Source organism: Nocardiopsis alba DSM 43377 (genome assembly GCF_000341225.1).
In the GTDB taxonomy this organism is placed as follows: Bacteria; Actinomycetota; Actinomycetes; order Streptosporangiales; family Streptosporangiaceae; genus Nocardiopsis; species Nocardiopsis alba.
Window position 1 is genome coordinate 310,041 of the sequence record NZ_ANAC01000010.1, and the last position, 14,925, is coordinate 324,965.

Consider the following 14,925-nt stretch of genomic DNA (forward strand, 5'->3'; position numbering starts at 1 on the left):
CGCGAGTCCAGAGGGAGGAACGGGGCGAACGTCCGGGTCAGCGGAGGTCTCGGACCCGGAGTCCGGATCAGGACCCGGGCTCATCCGGACCCGCGGACCACCAGACGGGTGTCGAGCGTGATCGCCTCCGCCTCGGCGGCCCGGGGGATCGCCACGTCCACGAGCAGCCGGGCCATCTCGCGGCCCATGCGGTCCGTGGGCTGGTGGATCGTGGTCAGCGGCGGATCGCTGTGCCGCGCCATCGGCGCGTCGTCGAAGCCGACCAGGGCCACGTCGTCGGGCACGCTCAGACCGCGTTCCCGCAGGGTGCGGATCGCGCCGATCGCCATCATGTCGGAGGCGACGAAGACCGCGTCCGGACGTCCGCCCTGGTCGAGCAGGCGCGCCATCGCCTCGGCACCGCTTTCGACGCTGAACCCGCCCTGGACCACCAGCCGCTCGTCGACGTCGCGCCCGGCCTCGGCCATGGCCTCCCGGTAGCCCCGCAGCCGCTCGACACCGGCGCTCATGTCCTGGGGGCCGGTGATCGTCCCGACCCGGACGTGTCCGGTCTCCAGCAACCGGCGGGTCGCCACCCTCCCCCCGTCCACGTTGTCGATGTCCACCCGGAAGGGGGCGGGCTGGGCGTCCGAGTAGGGCCGGCCACCGTGCACGACCGGTACGCCCGCCTGGGCCAGACGCGCGGTGAGGGGGTCGTCGCGATGCAGGGAGACCAGCAGGGCCCCGTCCACGTGCGAACCGCTGAGGTAGTCGCCCACACGCTTGTGCTCGGCCTCGCCCCGGGCGGTGGTGAGCATGAGTTGGAGGTCGCGCTCGTTCAACACCGAACTGACCCCGCGGATGATGTCGGCGAAGAAGGGGTCCTCGAACAGGCGATCACGCGACTCGGACACCACCAGGGCGATCGTGTCCGTACGTCGGGTGACCAAGGTCCGCGCGGCCTGGTTCGGGCTGTAGCCCAGCTCGGCGATGGCGTCGTGCACGGCTTCGCGGGTGCGCGGGCTGACCTGGGGGGATCCGTTGATCACCCGGGAGACGGTGCCCCGACCGACCCCGGCCCGCCGCGCCACCATCTCCAGGGTCGGCCGCTGTCGACCACCGCTCTTGGCCACTTCGAGGCTCCTTGGACGTCTGTACCTCCGCCCGGACGTTCCGGACGGTGGACGTGGGAGGGCACGGGCCCGCCACGGTGGGATCCGTTCCGTCGGTCACGCGTACGGGGCGCCCCCGAGGGCGCCCCGCGATCACTCGTGGATCACCGTTCGGGGAACCTACCGGTCCCGGCCAACTCCGCGTACCAGTGTCCCGTGTCCTTGACCACGCGCTCCTGCGTCTCGTAGTCCACGTACACGATCCCGAACCTGCGGGAGTACCCCCACGCCCACTCGAAATTATCCAGAAGGGACCAGGCGAAATAACCGCGGAGCGGGATTCCGGCGTGGACGGCCTCCCTGGCCGCCCTCAGATGCGCCTCGTAGTAGTCGGTCCGCTCCGGATCGTGGACCGCGCCGTCCTCGGAGACCCGGTCCTCGAAGGCGCAGCCGTTCTCGGTCACGTACAGGTCGATCCCGCCGCTCTCCCCCGCCAGGCGTTGAAGGACGTCGTAGAGCCCTCGCGGGTCGATCTCCCAGCCCATCTGCGTGACCGGCAGCCCCTGGGAGACGTGGACCTCCTCCGGTTCGGCGCCGGGCCAGGCACCGCCTCCGCCGTCGACCCCGGCCGGGTCCAGCCCCCGGTCCGAGCCGGCAACGAACTCGGGCGTGTAGTAGTTGACCCCCAGGAAGTCGATCGGGGCCGAGATGGTGGCGAGGTCGCCCTCCCGGACGAAGGAGAAGTCGCTGATGTGGGCGATGTCCTTCAGCACGTCGGCCGGGTAGGAGCCCTTGAACAGGGGATCGGTGAAGATACGGTTGCGCACCCCGTCGGCCCGGCGCGCCGCCCGCACGTCCGCGGCGTGCGCCCCGTTCGCCCGGATGACCGCCTGGTTGTGGGCCAGTCCGACCCGGGCCGGGTGCCCGGTGGAACGGATCGCCTCCACCGCCAGGCCGTGTCCGAGCAGGAGGTGGTGGGTGGCGGCCAGGGCCGCCGCGGTGTCACGGCGACCGGGGGCGTGGTGTCCGTTGTCGTAGCCGAGGAAGGCCGAACACCACGGCTCGTTGATGGTCATCCAGTCGCCGACCCGGTCGCCGAGGGCCTCGGCCACGACGGTGGCGTAGTCGGCGAAGCGCAGGGCGGTGTCGCGTTCCGGCCAACCACCGCGGTCCTCCAAGGGCTGGGGGAGGTCCCAGTGGTAGAGGGTGGCCCAAGGGCGGATGCCGGCTTCGAGGAGGGCGTCGACCAGCCGGTCGTAGAAGTCGAGTCCGGCCTGGTTCACCTTTCCCTCCCCTTCCGGAAGGATCCTCGGCCAGGCGATGGAGAAACGGTAGGCGCCGAGGTTGAGAGCCCGCATCAGCCCGATGTCCTCGGCGTAGCGGTGGTAGTGGTCGTCGGCGGGGTCTCCGGTGTCCCCGTTGAGCACCTTGCCCGGCGTCTCGGCGAAGGTGTCCCAAATGCTGCGACCGCGGCCGTCGGCGGTGGTGGCCCCTTCGATCTGGAAGGAGGCGGTCGCCGCCCCCCAAAGGAAGTCCTCGGGGAAATCGTCGGGCTTGCTCACTTGTGGCACACGTACCTTCCGTGGGGAGAAAACAGAGGTGGGAGCGCTCCCAATACCGAAGCAGACCCCTACCCACGCGTCAACGCACCCGAACCCGGACGCAACCCAACCGTGATCTTTCGGGCGCGGCCCCGAGCGTCGCCGGGACCGCGCGTCCTCGGCCGTGTGCGGGGCGGCCGACCGCTCCCTCGTCAGCCCATCGGGATGACGATGCCCTGCCAGCGCTGCTCCATGAAGGAGCGCGCCCGGGGGCTGTGCAACAGCTCGTTCAACCGCGCGATGTCCGCGGAGTCGGCGTCGGCCGCGCGCACCACGAGGCCGTTGCCGTAGACGCTGCCCTCGGTCCGCTCCCACCCCAGGACCTCCGCGGTGTCGGGCAGGTCCGCTTCGAGGGCGTAGTTGCCGTTGACCACGGCGGCGTCCAGGTCCGGGAGCGATCGGGGTAGTTGCGCCGCCTCCACCGGGGTGATCGCGACGCCCTTCGGATCCTCCTCGACGTCGTCCAGGGAGGGGGTGTTCCCCCCGCTGTCGGCGAGGGTGATCACGTCGTGCTCGGCGAGCAGGTTCAACGCGCGCCCCATGTTGGACACGTCGTTGGGCACCCCGATCCGCGCACCCTCCGGCAGGTCGGCCAGGTCGGAGATCTTCTCCGAGTACAGACCGAAGGCCTCCAGGTGCACGTCCCCGACGTAGGTCAGGTCCGCCTCGGGGTTGCCCGCCAGATACTCCTCCAGGAAGGGACGCGTCTGGTAGTAGTTGGCGTCCAACTCCCCCTCGGACAGGGCCGCGTTGGGCTGGTTGTAGTCGGTGTACTCGACCACGTCGATGGCCAACCCGGCCTCGGCCGCCAACTCCTCGTCGACGAACTCCAGGATCTCCGCGTGCGGGACCGGACTGGCCCCCACTCGCAGTGTCACCAGGTCCTCGTCCCCCTCGCCGCCTCCGGCCCGTTCACTGGGACTTCCGCACCCGGTGAGCAGCAGGGCCACCGCACCGAACACGGCGACCCCCCGGGGCGCCTTCACACTCCCTGACATGGCGTTCTCCTTGCCGTCGATTCGACATCCGACCAGAGGGGCGAGGGGAAGGGGAAGGACTCAGCGCCGGGAGAGGCGGCGCACCAACAGATCGCCCAGGCTCTGCGCGATCTGCACGATGACGACGAGGAGGATGACGGTCGCCCAGAGGTAGTGGTCGTTGAAGCGCTGGTAACCCTCGCGGATCGCCAGGTCGCCCAGACCACCGCCACCGATGGCGCCGGCCATCGCCGAGTAGGAGATCAGTGTGACCACGGTCATCACCAGACCCGCGATCAGACCGGGCAGCGCCTCCGGCAGCAGCACCTTGCCCACGATGGTGAGCTTGCGGGTTCCCATGGCGTAGGCGGCCTCGATCACCCCGCGATCCACCTCCCGCAGAGAGGTCTCCACCAGACGGGCGAAGAACGGGATGGCGCCGATGCTCAACGGCACGATCGCGGCGGTGGGGCCCAGAGTGGTCCCCACGAGGAAGCGGGTCAGGCTCAGCACCGCCACCATCAGCACGATGAAGGGCAGGGAACGGCCGATGTTGACGATGGCGCTGAGCACGGCGCGGACCGCCGGCGCGGGCGTGAGCCCGCCCCGGTCGGTGGTGACCAGCAGGACTCCCAGGGGAAGACCGACGAGCACGCTGAAGATCGTCGCCCACAGCACCATGTAGACGGTGTCCTGGGTGCCGAGCCACAGGCTGGGCCACATGTTCGGCCAGTCGTAGACGAAGTCGAGGACGGCCGTGACGGCGTTGCCCTCGTCGGCCAGGTACAGGATCCGATCGGTGGTCACTTTCCGGCCTCCTCGACCAGCAGGCCGTGCTCGGACAGGTAGGTCAACGCCTCGGCACGACGAGAACCGCGCATGTCGACGCTCAGGCGGCCCACGGACTGGCCGGCCACCTGCTCCACCCCGCCTCCGAGGATGTTGACGTCCACGTCGAAGCGGCGGGTCAGTTCGGACATGAAGGGCTCGTCGAAGGAGCGCGGGTAGGTGATGACCACGGTCTCCGGGCCGCCGTTGTCCGGCAACGGGAAGAGCGAGCGCGCCAGCAGGGAACCGGGTGTACCGATCAGGTCCAGCACACGACCGGACTCGCGGAACTCGCCGTTCTCCATGATCGCGGCGGAGTCGCAGATCCTCTTGATCACGTCCATCTCGTGGGTGATCAGCAGGATGGTCAGACCGAGCTCGTCGCGCAGGCTGCGCAGCAGGGACAGGATGGACTCGGTCGTGGCCGGGTCCAGGGCCGAGGTCGCCTCGTCGCTGAGCAGCACCTTGGGCTCGGGGGCCAGGGCGCGGGCGATGCCCACACGCTGCTTCTGTCCACCGGAGAGCTGAGAGGGGTAGGCACGGGCTTTGTCGCTCAGACCGACCAGCTCCAAGAGCTCGCCGACACGACGTGAGCGCTCGGCGCGGGAGACGCCGGCGACCTCCAGCGGGAAGCCGACGTTGCCGGCGACCGTGCGTGAGGAGAGCAGGGCGAAGTGCTGGTGCACCATGCCGATCCCCCGACGGGCCTCGCGCAGTCGGGAGCCGCGCAGGGCGGTGAGCTCCCCGTCACCGACCCGGACACTGCCCTCGTCGGGGCGTTCCAGGAGGTTCACCGAGCGCAGGAGCGTGCTCTTGCCCGCACCGCTCTGGCCGACGACCCCGAAGATCTCGCCGGACTCGACATGCAGGTCGACGCCCTTGAGGGCCTCTACCTGGCGTTTCTTCAACCTGTAGGTCTTGTGCAGACCCACTGCGTCAATCACGGTTTTCCCATCGACGTCTGGCGGTGGTGTCACAGCTCCCGCGCTTCGCGGAGAAAGGCTGGATCAGCGTGGGTTTGACGCCCACACCCGAGCGTACGGAGCGCCCGGTCGGTGGACGGCGTCGACGCGCCGGAGGGACCGGCGGTCGGGGGCTCCAGAGGATTCGGGACCGGAGCCCGGACACGGCTCGACGTGCGTTCCCCGGTGGAGCGAAGGGCTCAGGCGGAGCGGAAGCGGGGCATTCGACAGCGACAGCCGGGCAGCGGAAGAGGCCGCCGGGCGGTGTCCACCGAGGAGGCGGGGGTCGCTTCGTCGTGCTCAGGAGCCATCACGGCACCAACTCAACCATGACCACGTCGGCCGGTCGACAAAATCGTTGACCTGAATATGGTTATTTAGACCACATCAGCCCCATGACCACCGGGGTAAGCCGCACGGCCTCTCACGAACACCCAAGAGAGTGCCTACACTCATTACCGTCCCGTGACCTTCACGCGCCGAGGCGACCGAGGAAGGTCGAGGCCCGCCCACACGGCGACGGCCGCGACACCGGTCCGGGAGATGACGAGAAGCAGCGCCCACGGCGTCCTGTGCCCGTGAGGGCGCCCGCGGGCACGAGGAGCGACCACACCGTGCAGTCCGACGATCTGAACAGAGTGGACGACTACGTCGACTTCTGGGCGCCCGACCCCACCGACGCCACCTGGCGGGAGACCCTCGCCGATGGCGCCCGTGCGCTTCTCTCCGGCCCGTTCCCGGGCCGAGCCCAGGTGATCGCTCTGGTCACCGCGCTCTTGGCCGCCACCGCCCTGCCCGCCCCCGCGACCGCCGCGCCGCTTCCGCCCCGCGAGCCGGAGAGCATGGGCTCCCTGGAGGAGCGGGCCGAGGCCCTCACCGAGGAGTACAACGGCGAGCTCCGCGACATGGAGCAGGTCATGGAGGAGGCCGAGCGCGCCCAGAGCCGGGCCGACGCCACCAACGAGGCGGTCGAGGAGGTCCGCGCCCAGGTGCGCGCCCTCGCGGTGGCCACCTACACCAGCAGCGGCATCGACCCGTCGATGTCGCTGTTCGTGGACACCGAACCCGACGAGGTCATCGACCGCGCGGTCGTCATCGACTACCTGTCCAGCAGCAATCAGGACCGGATCGACCAGCTCGACCAGGCCCTGTCCCGGGACCAGGTCGCCAGGGAGAACGCCGAGGAACGGCTGGCCGAGGCCGAGGCCGACATGGACGAGTTGGAGGACCGGCGCATGGAGGTGCGCCGGCTCATCGCCGACCACCCCGAGCAGCCCATGCGGCCGCCGGACAACATCACCCCGCGCACCGAGCAGATGCGCGACGTGATCATCCAGGAGTTCGGCCGCGGCGACGACGTCGGCGGCGTGGGCTGCTACCGCGAGGTGGGCGGCTGGGTCGTGGGCGAGCACCCCAAGGGGCGCGCCTGCGACTTCATGGTGGACGCCAACGGCCGCAAGCCCCCGCCCGAACAGGAGCAGCGGGGCTGGGACATCGCCCACTGGGCCCAGGACAACGCCGAGGACCTGGGGATCATGTACATCATCTACCGCCAGCAGATCTGGGACATCCGTCGTGGTGACGAGGGCTGGCGTGCGATGTCGGACCGTGGCAACAACACCGAGAACCACTTCGACCACGTGCACATCTCGATGTTCTGATCCGGAGCGGGACGAACCCCGTTCCGGACCTCGTCTTTATCCCCGAAAGGACACGAATGTCCAGAAGGGGAGATCACGATAAGGCCTCACCTCGGGTGATTCTCGGCTCGGCCGGCACGAAATGGTGACGATTCGCCCCACTATCGTCGATCCGACCTGCCTTTCGTCCCTCTACGCAGCTAGGATGCTTGACGTCCCGACTCTTCGACGGGCACGGAACGTTTCTCCTCCGGCCCCGACCACGATGCACGGCGAACCCCGTTCTCCCATCGGGACATCCACTCACGACGCAGGGAACTCCCGCTCCCCGTCATCCGCCCTCGCCCGCGGATCGACGGTGGTCCCGGGCCGTCCTCCCCACGATTCCCCGTGCCGTCACCCGACCGGCCATCCGCCGAAGGTCGCCACGGGAAACTCGTGAGAACCCACCATTGCGCACGCGCATCCCAGACAACACGGTCAGCACTTCACCGGGCGAGGGGAGCCATGAGCGAAAACGGACCTTACAACCAGCCACCGCAGAACCCCTATGGTGGCGGGGACGGCACCGGAGGCCAGCCGCCCTACGGGCCCGGCACCGGCGGTCAGCCCGGCTACGGTCAGGCCCCCTACCCGGGCGGCCCGGGTCAGGACCCGGGCATGTACGCGGGCGCTCCGGGCCAGGACCAGGGCATGTACGCGGGCGGTCAGCCGCCCTACGGCGGTCCTGGCGGCCCCGGTGGGCCGGGCGGCCCCATGGGCCCCGGCGCCCCGGGCGCCTATCCGCCGCCTCCCCAGCCCCCCAAGAGCGGCGGCAAGGCCGGTCTCTGGGTGGTCATCGGCGGCGGCGTGATCATCGTGGTCCTCGTGATCGCCGTGATCATCATGCTCGTCGCCCGCGGTGGCGGTGACGACCAGGTCGTCACCCCCGACCCCACCACCGAGGCCCCCGTCGAGACCGACGAACCGGCAGAGGAGCCCGTCGCCGGCGGCGAGGGCCCCTCCGGCGAGCCGCCCTACGCGCTGCCCCAGGAGCCCTGCGAGGCCTACACCGACCAGGTCATGAGCGACTTCCTGCTCAGCTCCGACCCGGGCAAGAGCGTGTCCGACAACTCGGCCACCTGCTCCACCATCGGCGACTCCCCCGAGGGCAACCCCGACGACGCCTACGGTTCCCTGAACCTGTCGTACTCGGTGCCCTACAGCGGTTCGGACTCCATCGAGGCCGCCACCAGCGAGTTCCAGAGCAGCGTCGACTACTACACCGGTGGTAACGACGACTACTACCCGGCGGACAGCATCACCGAGGACAAGGCCCTCGACGGTCTGGGCGACGAGGCCCACCTCGTGATCACCGAGTACGACTACCTCGGCGACCTCATCCCCGTGGCCGTCCTGATGGTGCGTACCGCGAACGTCAACATCGAGCTGACCTACCAGATCAATGGTCTGTCGGTCGACCCCGAGGACCTCTCCATGCCCGACAACGCCGAGGACATCATGACCTCCGCGGCGGCCGAGGCCCTCGCCATCGTCGGTTCCTGAGGACCCGACCGGACGTTCCCTCGCGGAACGACCACGAGAAGGGGCCGCGACCTCGTGTCGCGGCCCCTTCGCCGTACCCGGGTCCGTACCGTCGGGCGAGCCCCCGACGACACGGACCGGATCAGGCCTCGGCGAGGTCCGCGCGCACCCTACGGGCCGCCTCGACCATGTTGCGCAGCGCCTGTTCCGCCTCGGCGTAGCCGCGCGTCTTCAGCCCGCAGTCCGGGTTGACCCACAGGTTCGCGGCCTCCACGTGCGACACGGCCAGCCGCAACGACACCTCGATCTCCTCCACCGAGGGCACCCTCGGGGAGTGGATGTCGTACACGCCCGGGCCGATCCCGCGCTTGTAGCCCCGCCGCCCCAGGGCCTCCACCAGTTCCATGCGCGATCGGGCCGCCTCGACACTGGTGACGTCGGCGTCCAGCGCCTCGATCCCGCCCACGATCCGGTTGAACTCCGAGTAGCACATGTGGGTGTGGATCGTCGTGCTCGGAGCGACCCCCGAGGTGGCCAGGCGGAAGGAGGCCACCGCCCAGTCCAGGTACTCCTCACGCCGTTCCTCCCGCAACGGGAGCAGCTCCCGCAGGGCCGCCTCGTCCACCTGGATGTGGCGGATCCCCGCCCTCTCCAGATCGGCGACCTCGTCCCGCAGGGCCAGACCCACCTGACGGGCGGTCTCCGCGAGCGGCTGGTCGGTACGCACGAACGACCAGGCCAGCATGGTGACCGGACCGGTCAGCATGCCCTTCACCGGCTTCTCGGTACGCGACTGGGCGTAGGTGATCCACTCGACCGTCATCGGCTCGGGACGCGAGACGTCTCCGAACAGGATCGGGGGTCGGACACAGCGCGTCCCGTAGGACTGCACCCAACCGTTCTCGGTGGTCGCGTAGCCCTCCAGTCGCTCCGCGAAGTACTGGACCATGTCGTTGCGCTCGGGCTCGCCGTGGACGAGGACGTCCAGGCCGATGTCCTCTTGGAGCGCGATCACACGGTCGATCTCCGCGCGGAGGATGCGGTGGTACTCCTCCGTCGACAGTTCGCCACGACGGTGGGCGGCACGGGACCGGCGCAGCTCCGAGGTCTGCGGAAAGGAACCGATGGTGGTCGTGGCCAGCGTGACCCGGTCGGGTCCTCCCCTGTCCTCGGGACGCTCGTAGGCGTCCGGCCCCAGCGCGTCGAGGCGGGCCCGGACACGGGCGTCGGTAAAGGCCGGGTTGCGCGGTGTGGAGGCCCCCGTGTCGACGGCCTCGCCCTCGGAGAGGATCCGACCGAGCAGGGCCACCTCTCCGGCCTTCTGCACGGCGAAGGCCAGGGCCTCACGCAGCTCCGGCGCCAGGGAGGTCTCCGCGTCCAGGTCGATGGGCACGTGCAGCAGCGAGCAGGAGGTGCTCACCGAGAGCTCGTCCGTCAGGGCCAGAAGGGTGCCCAGCCGGCCGATCGCCGAGGACAGGTCGGTACGCCAGACGTTACGACCGTCCACGACACCCGCGACCAACCGTGTGGAGCCCAGACCGGAGACGGCCGCCAGGTCCTCGAACCCCTCCCCGTCGGTGACCAGGTCGAGGCCGACCGCCTCCACCCGGGACTCCTTGAGCACCCGTAGCGCCGCCGGACCGATCGAACCGAAGTAGGTGGACACCAGGAGGGAGGGACGCTCCTCCGCCTCTCCCAGCCGCTTGTAGGAGCGCTCCAGGTAGCCGACGGCGGCACGACCCTCGTCCGTGGCCAGGATCGGCTCGTCGAGCTGGACCTCGGTGGCGCCCGCCGCCGCGAGATCGGCCAGCAGCCGGACGTAGGCGTCCAAGAGTTGGTCGAGCAGCTCGATGGGCTCCCACCCCTCGGGGGCGTCGTCGGCGACCTTGGCCGAGAGAAGGAAGGTCAACGGACCGAGCAGCACGGGCCGGGTCCGAAAGCCCGCGTCCAGGGCCTCACGGAACTCCGCGACGGGTTTGTCGTCGACCAGACGCGGCCGGGTGCTCGGCGAGAGCTCGGGGACCAGATAGTGGTAGTTGGTGTCGAACCACTTGGTCATCTCCAACGGAGGCGCCCCCTGGACGCCCCGGGCCAGGGCGAAGTAGCGGCGGAGCCGCTCGTCCCGCTCCTCCGCCCGCGCCGGAGAGGGAAGGCGGGAGGGCACGAGGTCGAACATGACCGCCGTGTCCAGGACGTGGTCGTAGTAGGAGAACGTGTTGGACGGGATGTCGTCCACACCCGCCTCGCGCAGCCGGGTGTAGGCGTCCCGACGGAGGCCGGCGGCGACGTCGTCGAGCTCCCGGGCGGTGGTGGCGCCCTTCCAGTAGGACTCGATGGCGCGTTTGAGTTCACGGCGGGGACCGATACGCGGGTAGCCGTGCACCGTGGAGCGCACGGACGGTCCGGAGGCCGTCGGAGTGGTGGACATGAAAGCTTCTCTCCCTCGTCGAAAGCCGGGCACCGATCCCGGAGAGGGGAGAGAACGCGAGGAGCACGGATGAGCCGAAGGACACACCCGTCTCGCGACCTCGGCCCTCCCTCGGGGCACGGGACCACCGGCGACACGGACGCGTCACCGGGCGGAGGCAGGTCTTCGGACTCGTGGGCACCTTCGACGAGACGTCGATCCGCCTACCGGCCGTCGCTTCCCGGGCTCGACCCGTCGGGTCGAAGCACCAGTGCCTTTGACGACTTTCGTTCCCACTCACCGCTGCGGGGCAGTCCCGGACTCACACCGGGTTCCCTCTTTCGACACACTCCGACGTCCGCGGAACGGACTCCGATTCCTCGGTGGAGTGTGTACCTTCCACAGCTGGGAGTATAGGGAGATCCCCCTCCGCCCCTGTACCCGGCGTACCCCCTTCCTCCGAGCACGAGGGCGAACCCCTGCCCTGTGCACGGCATCACACCCGTTATCAGCGTTGCGTGGAAGAGGCATGCCCCCGCTCTCCCGCGGACGTTCGTCTGACGATGAACGTGGAGAACCCCCAGGTGAAGCAGCAAGACCGTCCGACCATGACCCCCGATCATCCCGTCCTCACGGTCGCGATCGCGTTGGTGGTGCTCGTGGGACTGCTGTCCATGGCGACCCGACCACCGGGCCCGAACGGCATGAGCCCGAGCACCGACGACGCCACGACGGTGTCGGCGGAGGAGGAGGACCTTCCCCCCGCCGAGGAGGTGGACGGGCTGACCGACGTCCGCGCGGACGCGCTCCCCGGCCTCGAAGAGACCTCCATCTCCTATGAGGGCGGCGGTGAGGTCACCGTCGCCTATCCGGTCATCCCCAACGCCGACCCGCTGTCCGACTTCCTGGACCGCACGCTCACCGAACGCGCCTCCGCGTTCGAGGCGGCCGAGCCCGGGGCCCGTTCGATGACCGGCGAGTGGCGATTGACGGCGGCACGCGATGGGATCGTCGGCGTGCGCGTCACCACGACCGAGACCGACTCCGAGGAGACCCGCGAGGGCCACAGCATCTACTGGTACGAGACCGGTGACGGCGTGGTCCGCGGTTCCAGCTCCCTCCTGGCCGGCCAGGCCGAACTGGAGGAGCTCAACGAGCTGGTGCGCGAGGCCGTCTCCGACACCGCCGCGGTGACCTCCTCCCTGTACCCGATCGACGCCCTCTACGACTCGGTCGGTTTCTCCTCCGAAGGCGACCTGGTCGTGGAGTTCGACGACGGACAGATCGCCCCCGCCTCGGAGGGGCGTCTGCACGCCGTGATCGACCGTGACGAGGCCGAGGGGCTGCTGTCGGAGTTCGGTCTGCGGGCACGCGACGCCGCCACCACCGGCGTGGACGAGTTCACCGTGGAGACCGCTCCGGAGGCCGACAAGGACGGCTCCGTGGAGGCGGCGCCCGGGATGATGTCCCCGAGCGACGACTCCGTCGACTGTTCCGACCCCGAGGTGCGCTGTGTCGCGCTGACCTACGACGACGGCCCCGGCGGGCGCACTCCCGAGCTGTTGGACATGCTCGCCGCCCACGACGCCAAGGCGACGTTCTTCGTCACAGGCCTCCCCGTCAGGGAGCACCCCTGGACGGTGCGTCGTGCCTACGCCGAGGGTCACGAGATCGCCAACCACACCCTGGACCACCCCGATCTGGCCACGATCGGCGCCGGCGCCGTGCGGTCCAACCTGGAGACCACCCAGGCCCTGGTCCAGCGCGAGACCGGCCACACGATGAACCTGATGCGGCCGCCCTACGGCTCCCGCAACGGCACGGTCGACCAGGTCACCGAGGAGCTCGGTCTGGCGCAGATCCTGTGGGGCGTGGACACCAACGACTGGAAGGACCGGAAGGCCGGCGTGGTCTCCGAGAGGGCCCTGGACGGGGCCTCCGACGGGGCCATCATCCTGATGCACGACATCCACGACACCACGATCGACGCGTCCCGCAAGATCATCCGTGAGCTGGACGAACGCGGCTACACCATGGTCACCGTGTCCCAGCTCCTGGGTACCACCGAACCGGGACAGGTCTACGTGGACGGGACGGATCTGTAGAACCCCGGCTTCGGTCGGTGGGGAGGTTTCCCCCGCCGACCGGGGCGGGGAGGACTGACCTCGGTAGAGCGGAAGGACCACCGACGAGGATCGGTGTCCACATGTGGACAGTGCCCCGGGCGCCGGGGCGCTGTCCCCTATGTTGCTCCCAGCGAGCGCGGGAGAGCATCCGCCGAAGGGACGAGGGAGTCGGGTCGTGTCATCGAACTCAGTCGTACCGGATCAGGCCCCGCCCCGGCCTCACGAGGGTCGGACGATCCGGGTCCGCGCCGGGACGGCCCTGGTGGCTCTGTCCCTGGCCCTGACGGCCTGCGGGGAACAGGCCGTCGGACTGTCCGGGAACGAGCGGATGGCGGTGCTCCAGGACGGTTCCGGTGAGGGGATCTCCGAATGGACCGCCTCCGCCGAGGACTACGACGACCATCCCCACATCCCCGTTCCGGACGTGGCCGTCGACGTGACCCTCCCCGTCTTCCCGACCGCCGACGCGTTCACCGAGGCGCTCAAGGAACGCGTCGACGAAGAGGTCGCCGACTTTCGCGCGGGGACCCGGGACCCGGTGAGCCTGGGCGTCGACTGGGAGCTGGTGGCCGCGGGCGAAGGCGTTCTCGGGGTGCGGCTGGTGCGCTCCGAAGAGGACATGCACGGCATGCGCGAGGGCTACTCCACCCACTGGTACGACGCCACCGCGGGCCACTCCGCCCACTCCACCGAGCTCTTGGCCGGACAGGAGGCCCTCGACGAGCTCGACGCGATCGTCGGAGACGAGTTGGCCGACGACGAGGAGGTCGACGGCGACACCCTGTACCCGGTGTTGCGGACCTACGACTCGATCGGCTTCAACGAGAACGGCGACCTGGTCGTGGAGTTCGACGACGGGCACCTCTCCCCCGTGATCGAGGGCCACGTGCCCTCCACCGAGTTCGGACGCAAGGTCGTGATCGTCGACCACGAGACCGCCGCGCCTCTCCTGTCCGACCTGGGAGAGCGGGCTCGGCAGGCCTCCATGACCGAGAACGCCGACCTGGAACCGGCCGAGTTCGAGGAGGACGACGACGAGGAGGCCCCTCCGCCCGTCCCCGGGGTCTTCGACGCCCGGCTCCCCGACGTGGACTGTGAGGACGACGAGGTCCGCTGTGTCGCGCTCACCTTCGACGACGGGCCGGTGGCCGCCACCTCGGACCTGCTGGACCTGCTCGCGGCCGAGAAGGTCACCGCCTCGTTCTTCCTCAACGGAAGCCCCGTCCTGACCCGCCCCGGTCCGCTGCGCCGGGCCTACTCCGAGGGTCACGAGATCGCCAGCCACGGCGATCTGCACGAGCACATGAACCGTATGGACGCCGAGGAGCTGCCCTCCCAGGTCGCCTCGGTGAGCGCGATGGTCCGCCGCCAGACCGGCCACACGGTGGAGCTGTTCCGGCCGCCGTTCGGGGCCACCGACGACGACGTGCACCGGGAGATCTCCGATCAGGGCATGGTCGAGACCCTGTGGACGGTGGACAGCGAGGACTGGGAGGGGCTGACGAGCGACGAGATCGTGGACCGGGTCGTCGACCTGGTCGAGCCCGGCGGCGTCGTCCTGATGCACGACCCCCAGGAGGCCACCCTGGACGCGGTCCCCGAGATCATCCGGCTGCTGCGGGACGAGGGCTACGAGTTCGTCCCCGCGAGCCAGGCGATGGGCTTCCCCGAACCCCCGCACGTCTTCCCCGAGGACTGGGACGGCAGCTGGTAGCGGGGGCGGACCATGGCGAAGGGCCGGTGGGAGTTCTCCCACCGGCCCTTCGTCG

The 14,925-nt window shown here is 69.8% G+C and carries 10 protein-coding genes and 1 riboswitch; of the genes, 4 read left to right on the forward strand and 6 right to left on the reverse strand.

Annotated elements, in window-relative coordinates:
* Positions 1-80: 80 nt before the first annotated feature.
* From D451_RS0108690 to D451_RS0108710, 5 genes are all read right to left on the reverse strand, one after another.
* The gene (locus D451_RS0108690; protein ID WP_014908567.1) at positions 81-1,112 is read right to left on the reverse strand and encodes a LacI family DNA-binding transcriptional regulator; all 1,032 of its coding nucleotides are present in this window, start codon (positions 1,110-1,112) and stop codon (positions 81-83) included.
* Between the two features lie 143 nt (positions 1,113-1,255).
* The gene (locus tag D451_RS0108695) at positions 1,256-2,653 is read right to left on the reverse strand and encodes a GH1 family beta-glucosidase (RefSeq protein ID WP_014910366.1); all 1,398 of its coding nucleotides are present in this window, start codon (positions 2,651-2,653) and stop codon (positions 1,256-1,258) included.
* A 191-nt stretch (positions 2,654-2,844) separates the two neighbouring features.
* On the reverse strand, positions 2,845-3,690 hold the full coding sequence (locus tag D451_RS0108700; protein ID WP_017534125.1) for a MetQ/NlpA family ABC transporter substrate-binding protein: 846 nt from the start codon (positions 3,688-3,690) through the stop codon (positions 2,845-2,847).
* A 60-nt stretch (positions 3,691-3,750) separates the two neighbouring features.
* Positions 3,751-4,476: a methionine ABC transporter permease gene (locus tag D451_RS0108705; RefSeq protein WP_017534126.1), complete on the reverse strand. Its 726-nt coding sequence runs from the start codon at positions 4,474-4,476 to the stop codon at positions 3,751-3,753.
* On the reverse strand, positions 4,473-5,429 hold the full coding sequence (locus D451_RS0108710) for a methionine ABC transporter ATP-binding protein (protein WP_017534127.1): 957 nt from the start codon (positions 5,427-5,429) through the stop codon (positions 4,473-4,475). Before D451_RS0108710 ends, D451_RS0108705 begins: the two co-directional genes overlap by 4 nt.
* Before the next feature lie 644 nt (positions 5,430-6,073).
* On the opposite strand from D451_RS0108710, the gene D451_RS0108715 reads away from it, so the two are divergent.
* Positions 6,074-7,120: a coiled-coil domain-containing protein gene (locus D451_RS0108715; RefSeq protein ID WP_026124930.1), complete on the forward strand. Its 1,047-nt coding sequence runs from the start codon at positions 6,074-6,076 to the stop codon at positions 7,118-7,120.
* A gap of 486 nt (positions 7,121-7,606) precedes the next feature.
* Positions 7,607-8,644, forward strand: a complete 1,038-nt coding sequence (locus tag D451_RS0108720) for a hypothetical protein (protein ID WP_017534129.1) — start codon at positions 7,607-7,609, stop codon at positions 8,642-8,644.
* A gap of 121 nt (positions 8,645-8,765) precedes the next feature.
* On the opposite strand, the gene metE is transcribed toward D451_RS0108720, so the two are convergent.
* A complete protein-coding gene (metE, locus tag D451_RS0108725) occupies positions 8,766-11,051 on the reverse strand; it encodes a 5-methyltetrahydropteroyltriglutamate--homocysteine S-methyltransferase (RefSeq protein ID WP_017534130.1) in 2,286 nt (761 codons plus the stop codon).
* 139 nt (positions 11,052-11,190) lie between these two features.
* Positions 11,191-11,405, reverse strand: a riboswitch (cobalamin riboswitch).
* Positions 11,406-11,638: 233 nt separating this feature from the next.
* Here metE and D451_RS0108730 point away from each other — a divergent pair.
* Positions 11,639-13,135 carry a polysaccharide deacetylase family protein gene (locus D451_RS0108730; protein WP_241463300.1) on the forward strand — a complete coding sequence of 499 codons (1,497 nt, stop codon included), beginning with the start codon at positions 11,639-11,641 and terminating at the stop codon, positions 13,133-13,135.
* A gap of 283 nt (positions 13,136-13,418) precedes the next feature.
* Positions 13,419-14,870 carry a polysaccharide deacetylase family protein gene (locus D451_RS0108735; RefSeq protein WP_017534132.1) on the forward strand — a complete coding sequence of 484 codons (1,452 nt, stop codon included), beginning with the start codon at positions 13,419-13,421 and terminating at the stop codon, positions 14,868-14,870.
* Positions 14,871-14,925 lie beyond the last annotated feature (55 nt).

Excerpts from the sequence above, each read along its gene's own strand:
- D451_RS0108700 (WP_017534125.1), bottom strand. The coding sequence starts at position 3,690 with ATGTCAGGGAGTGTGAAGGCGCCCCGGGGGGTCGCCGTGTTCGGTGCG.
- D451_RS0108720 (WP_017534129.1), top strand. The coding sequence starts at position 7,607 with ATGAGCGAAAACGGACCTTACAACCAGCCACCGCAGAACCCCTATGGT.
- metE (WP_017534130.1), bottom strand. The coding sequence starts at position 11,051 with ATGTCCACCACTCCGACGGCCTCCGGACCGTCCGTGCGCTCCACGGTG.
- D451_RS0108730 (WP_241463300.1), top strand. The coding sequence starts at position 11,639 with ATGACCCCCGATCATCCCGTCCTCACGGTCGCGATCGCGTTGGTGGTG.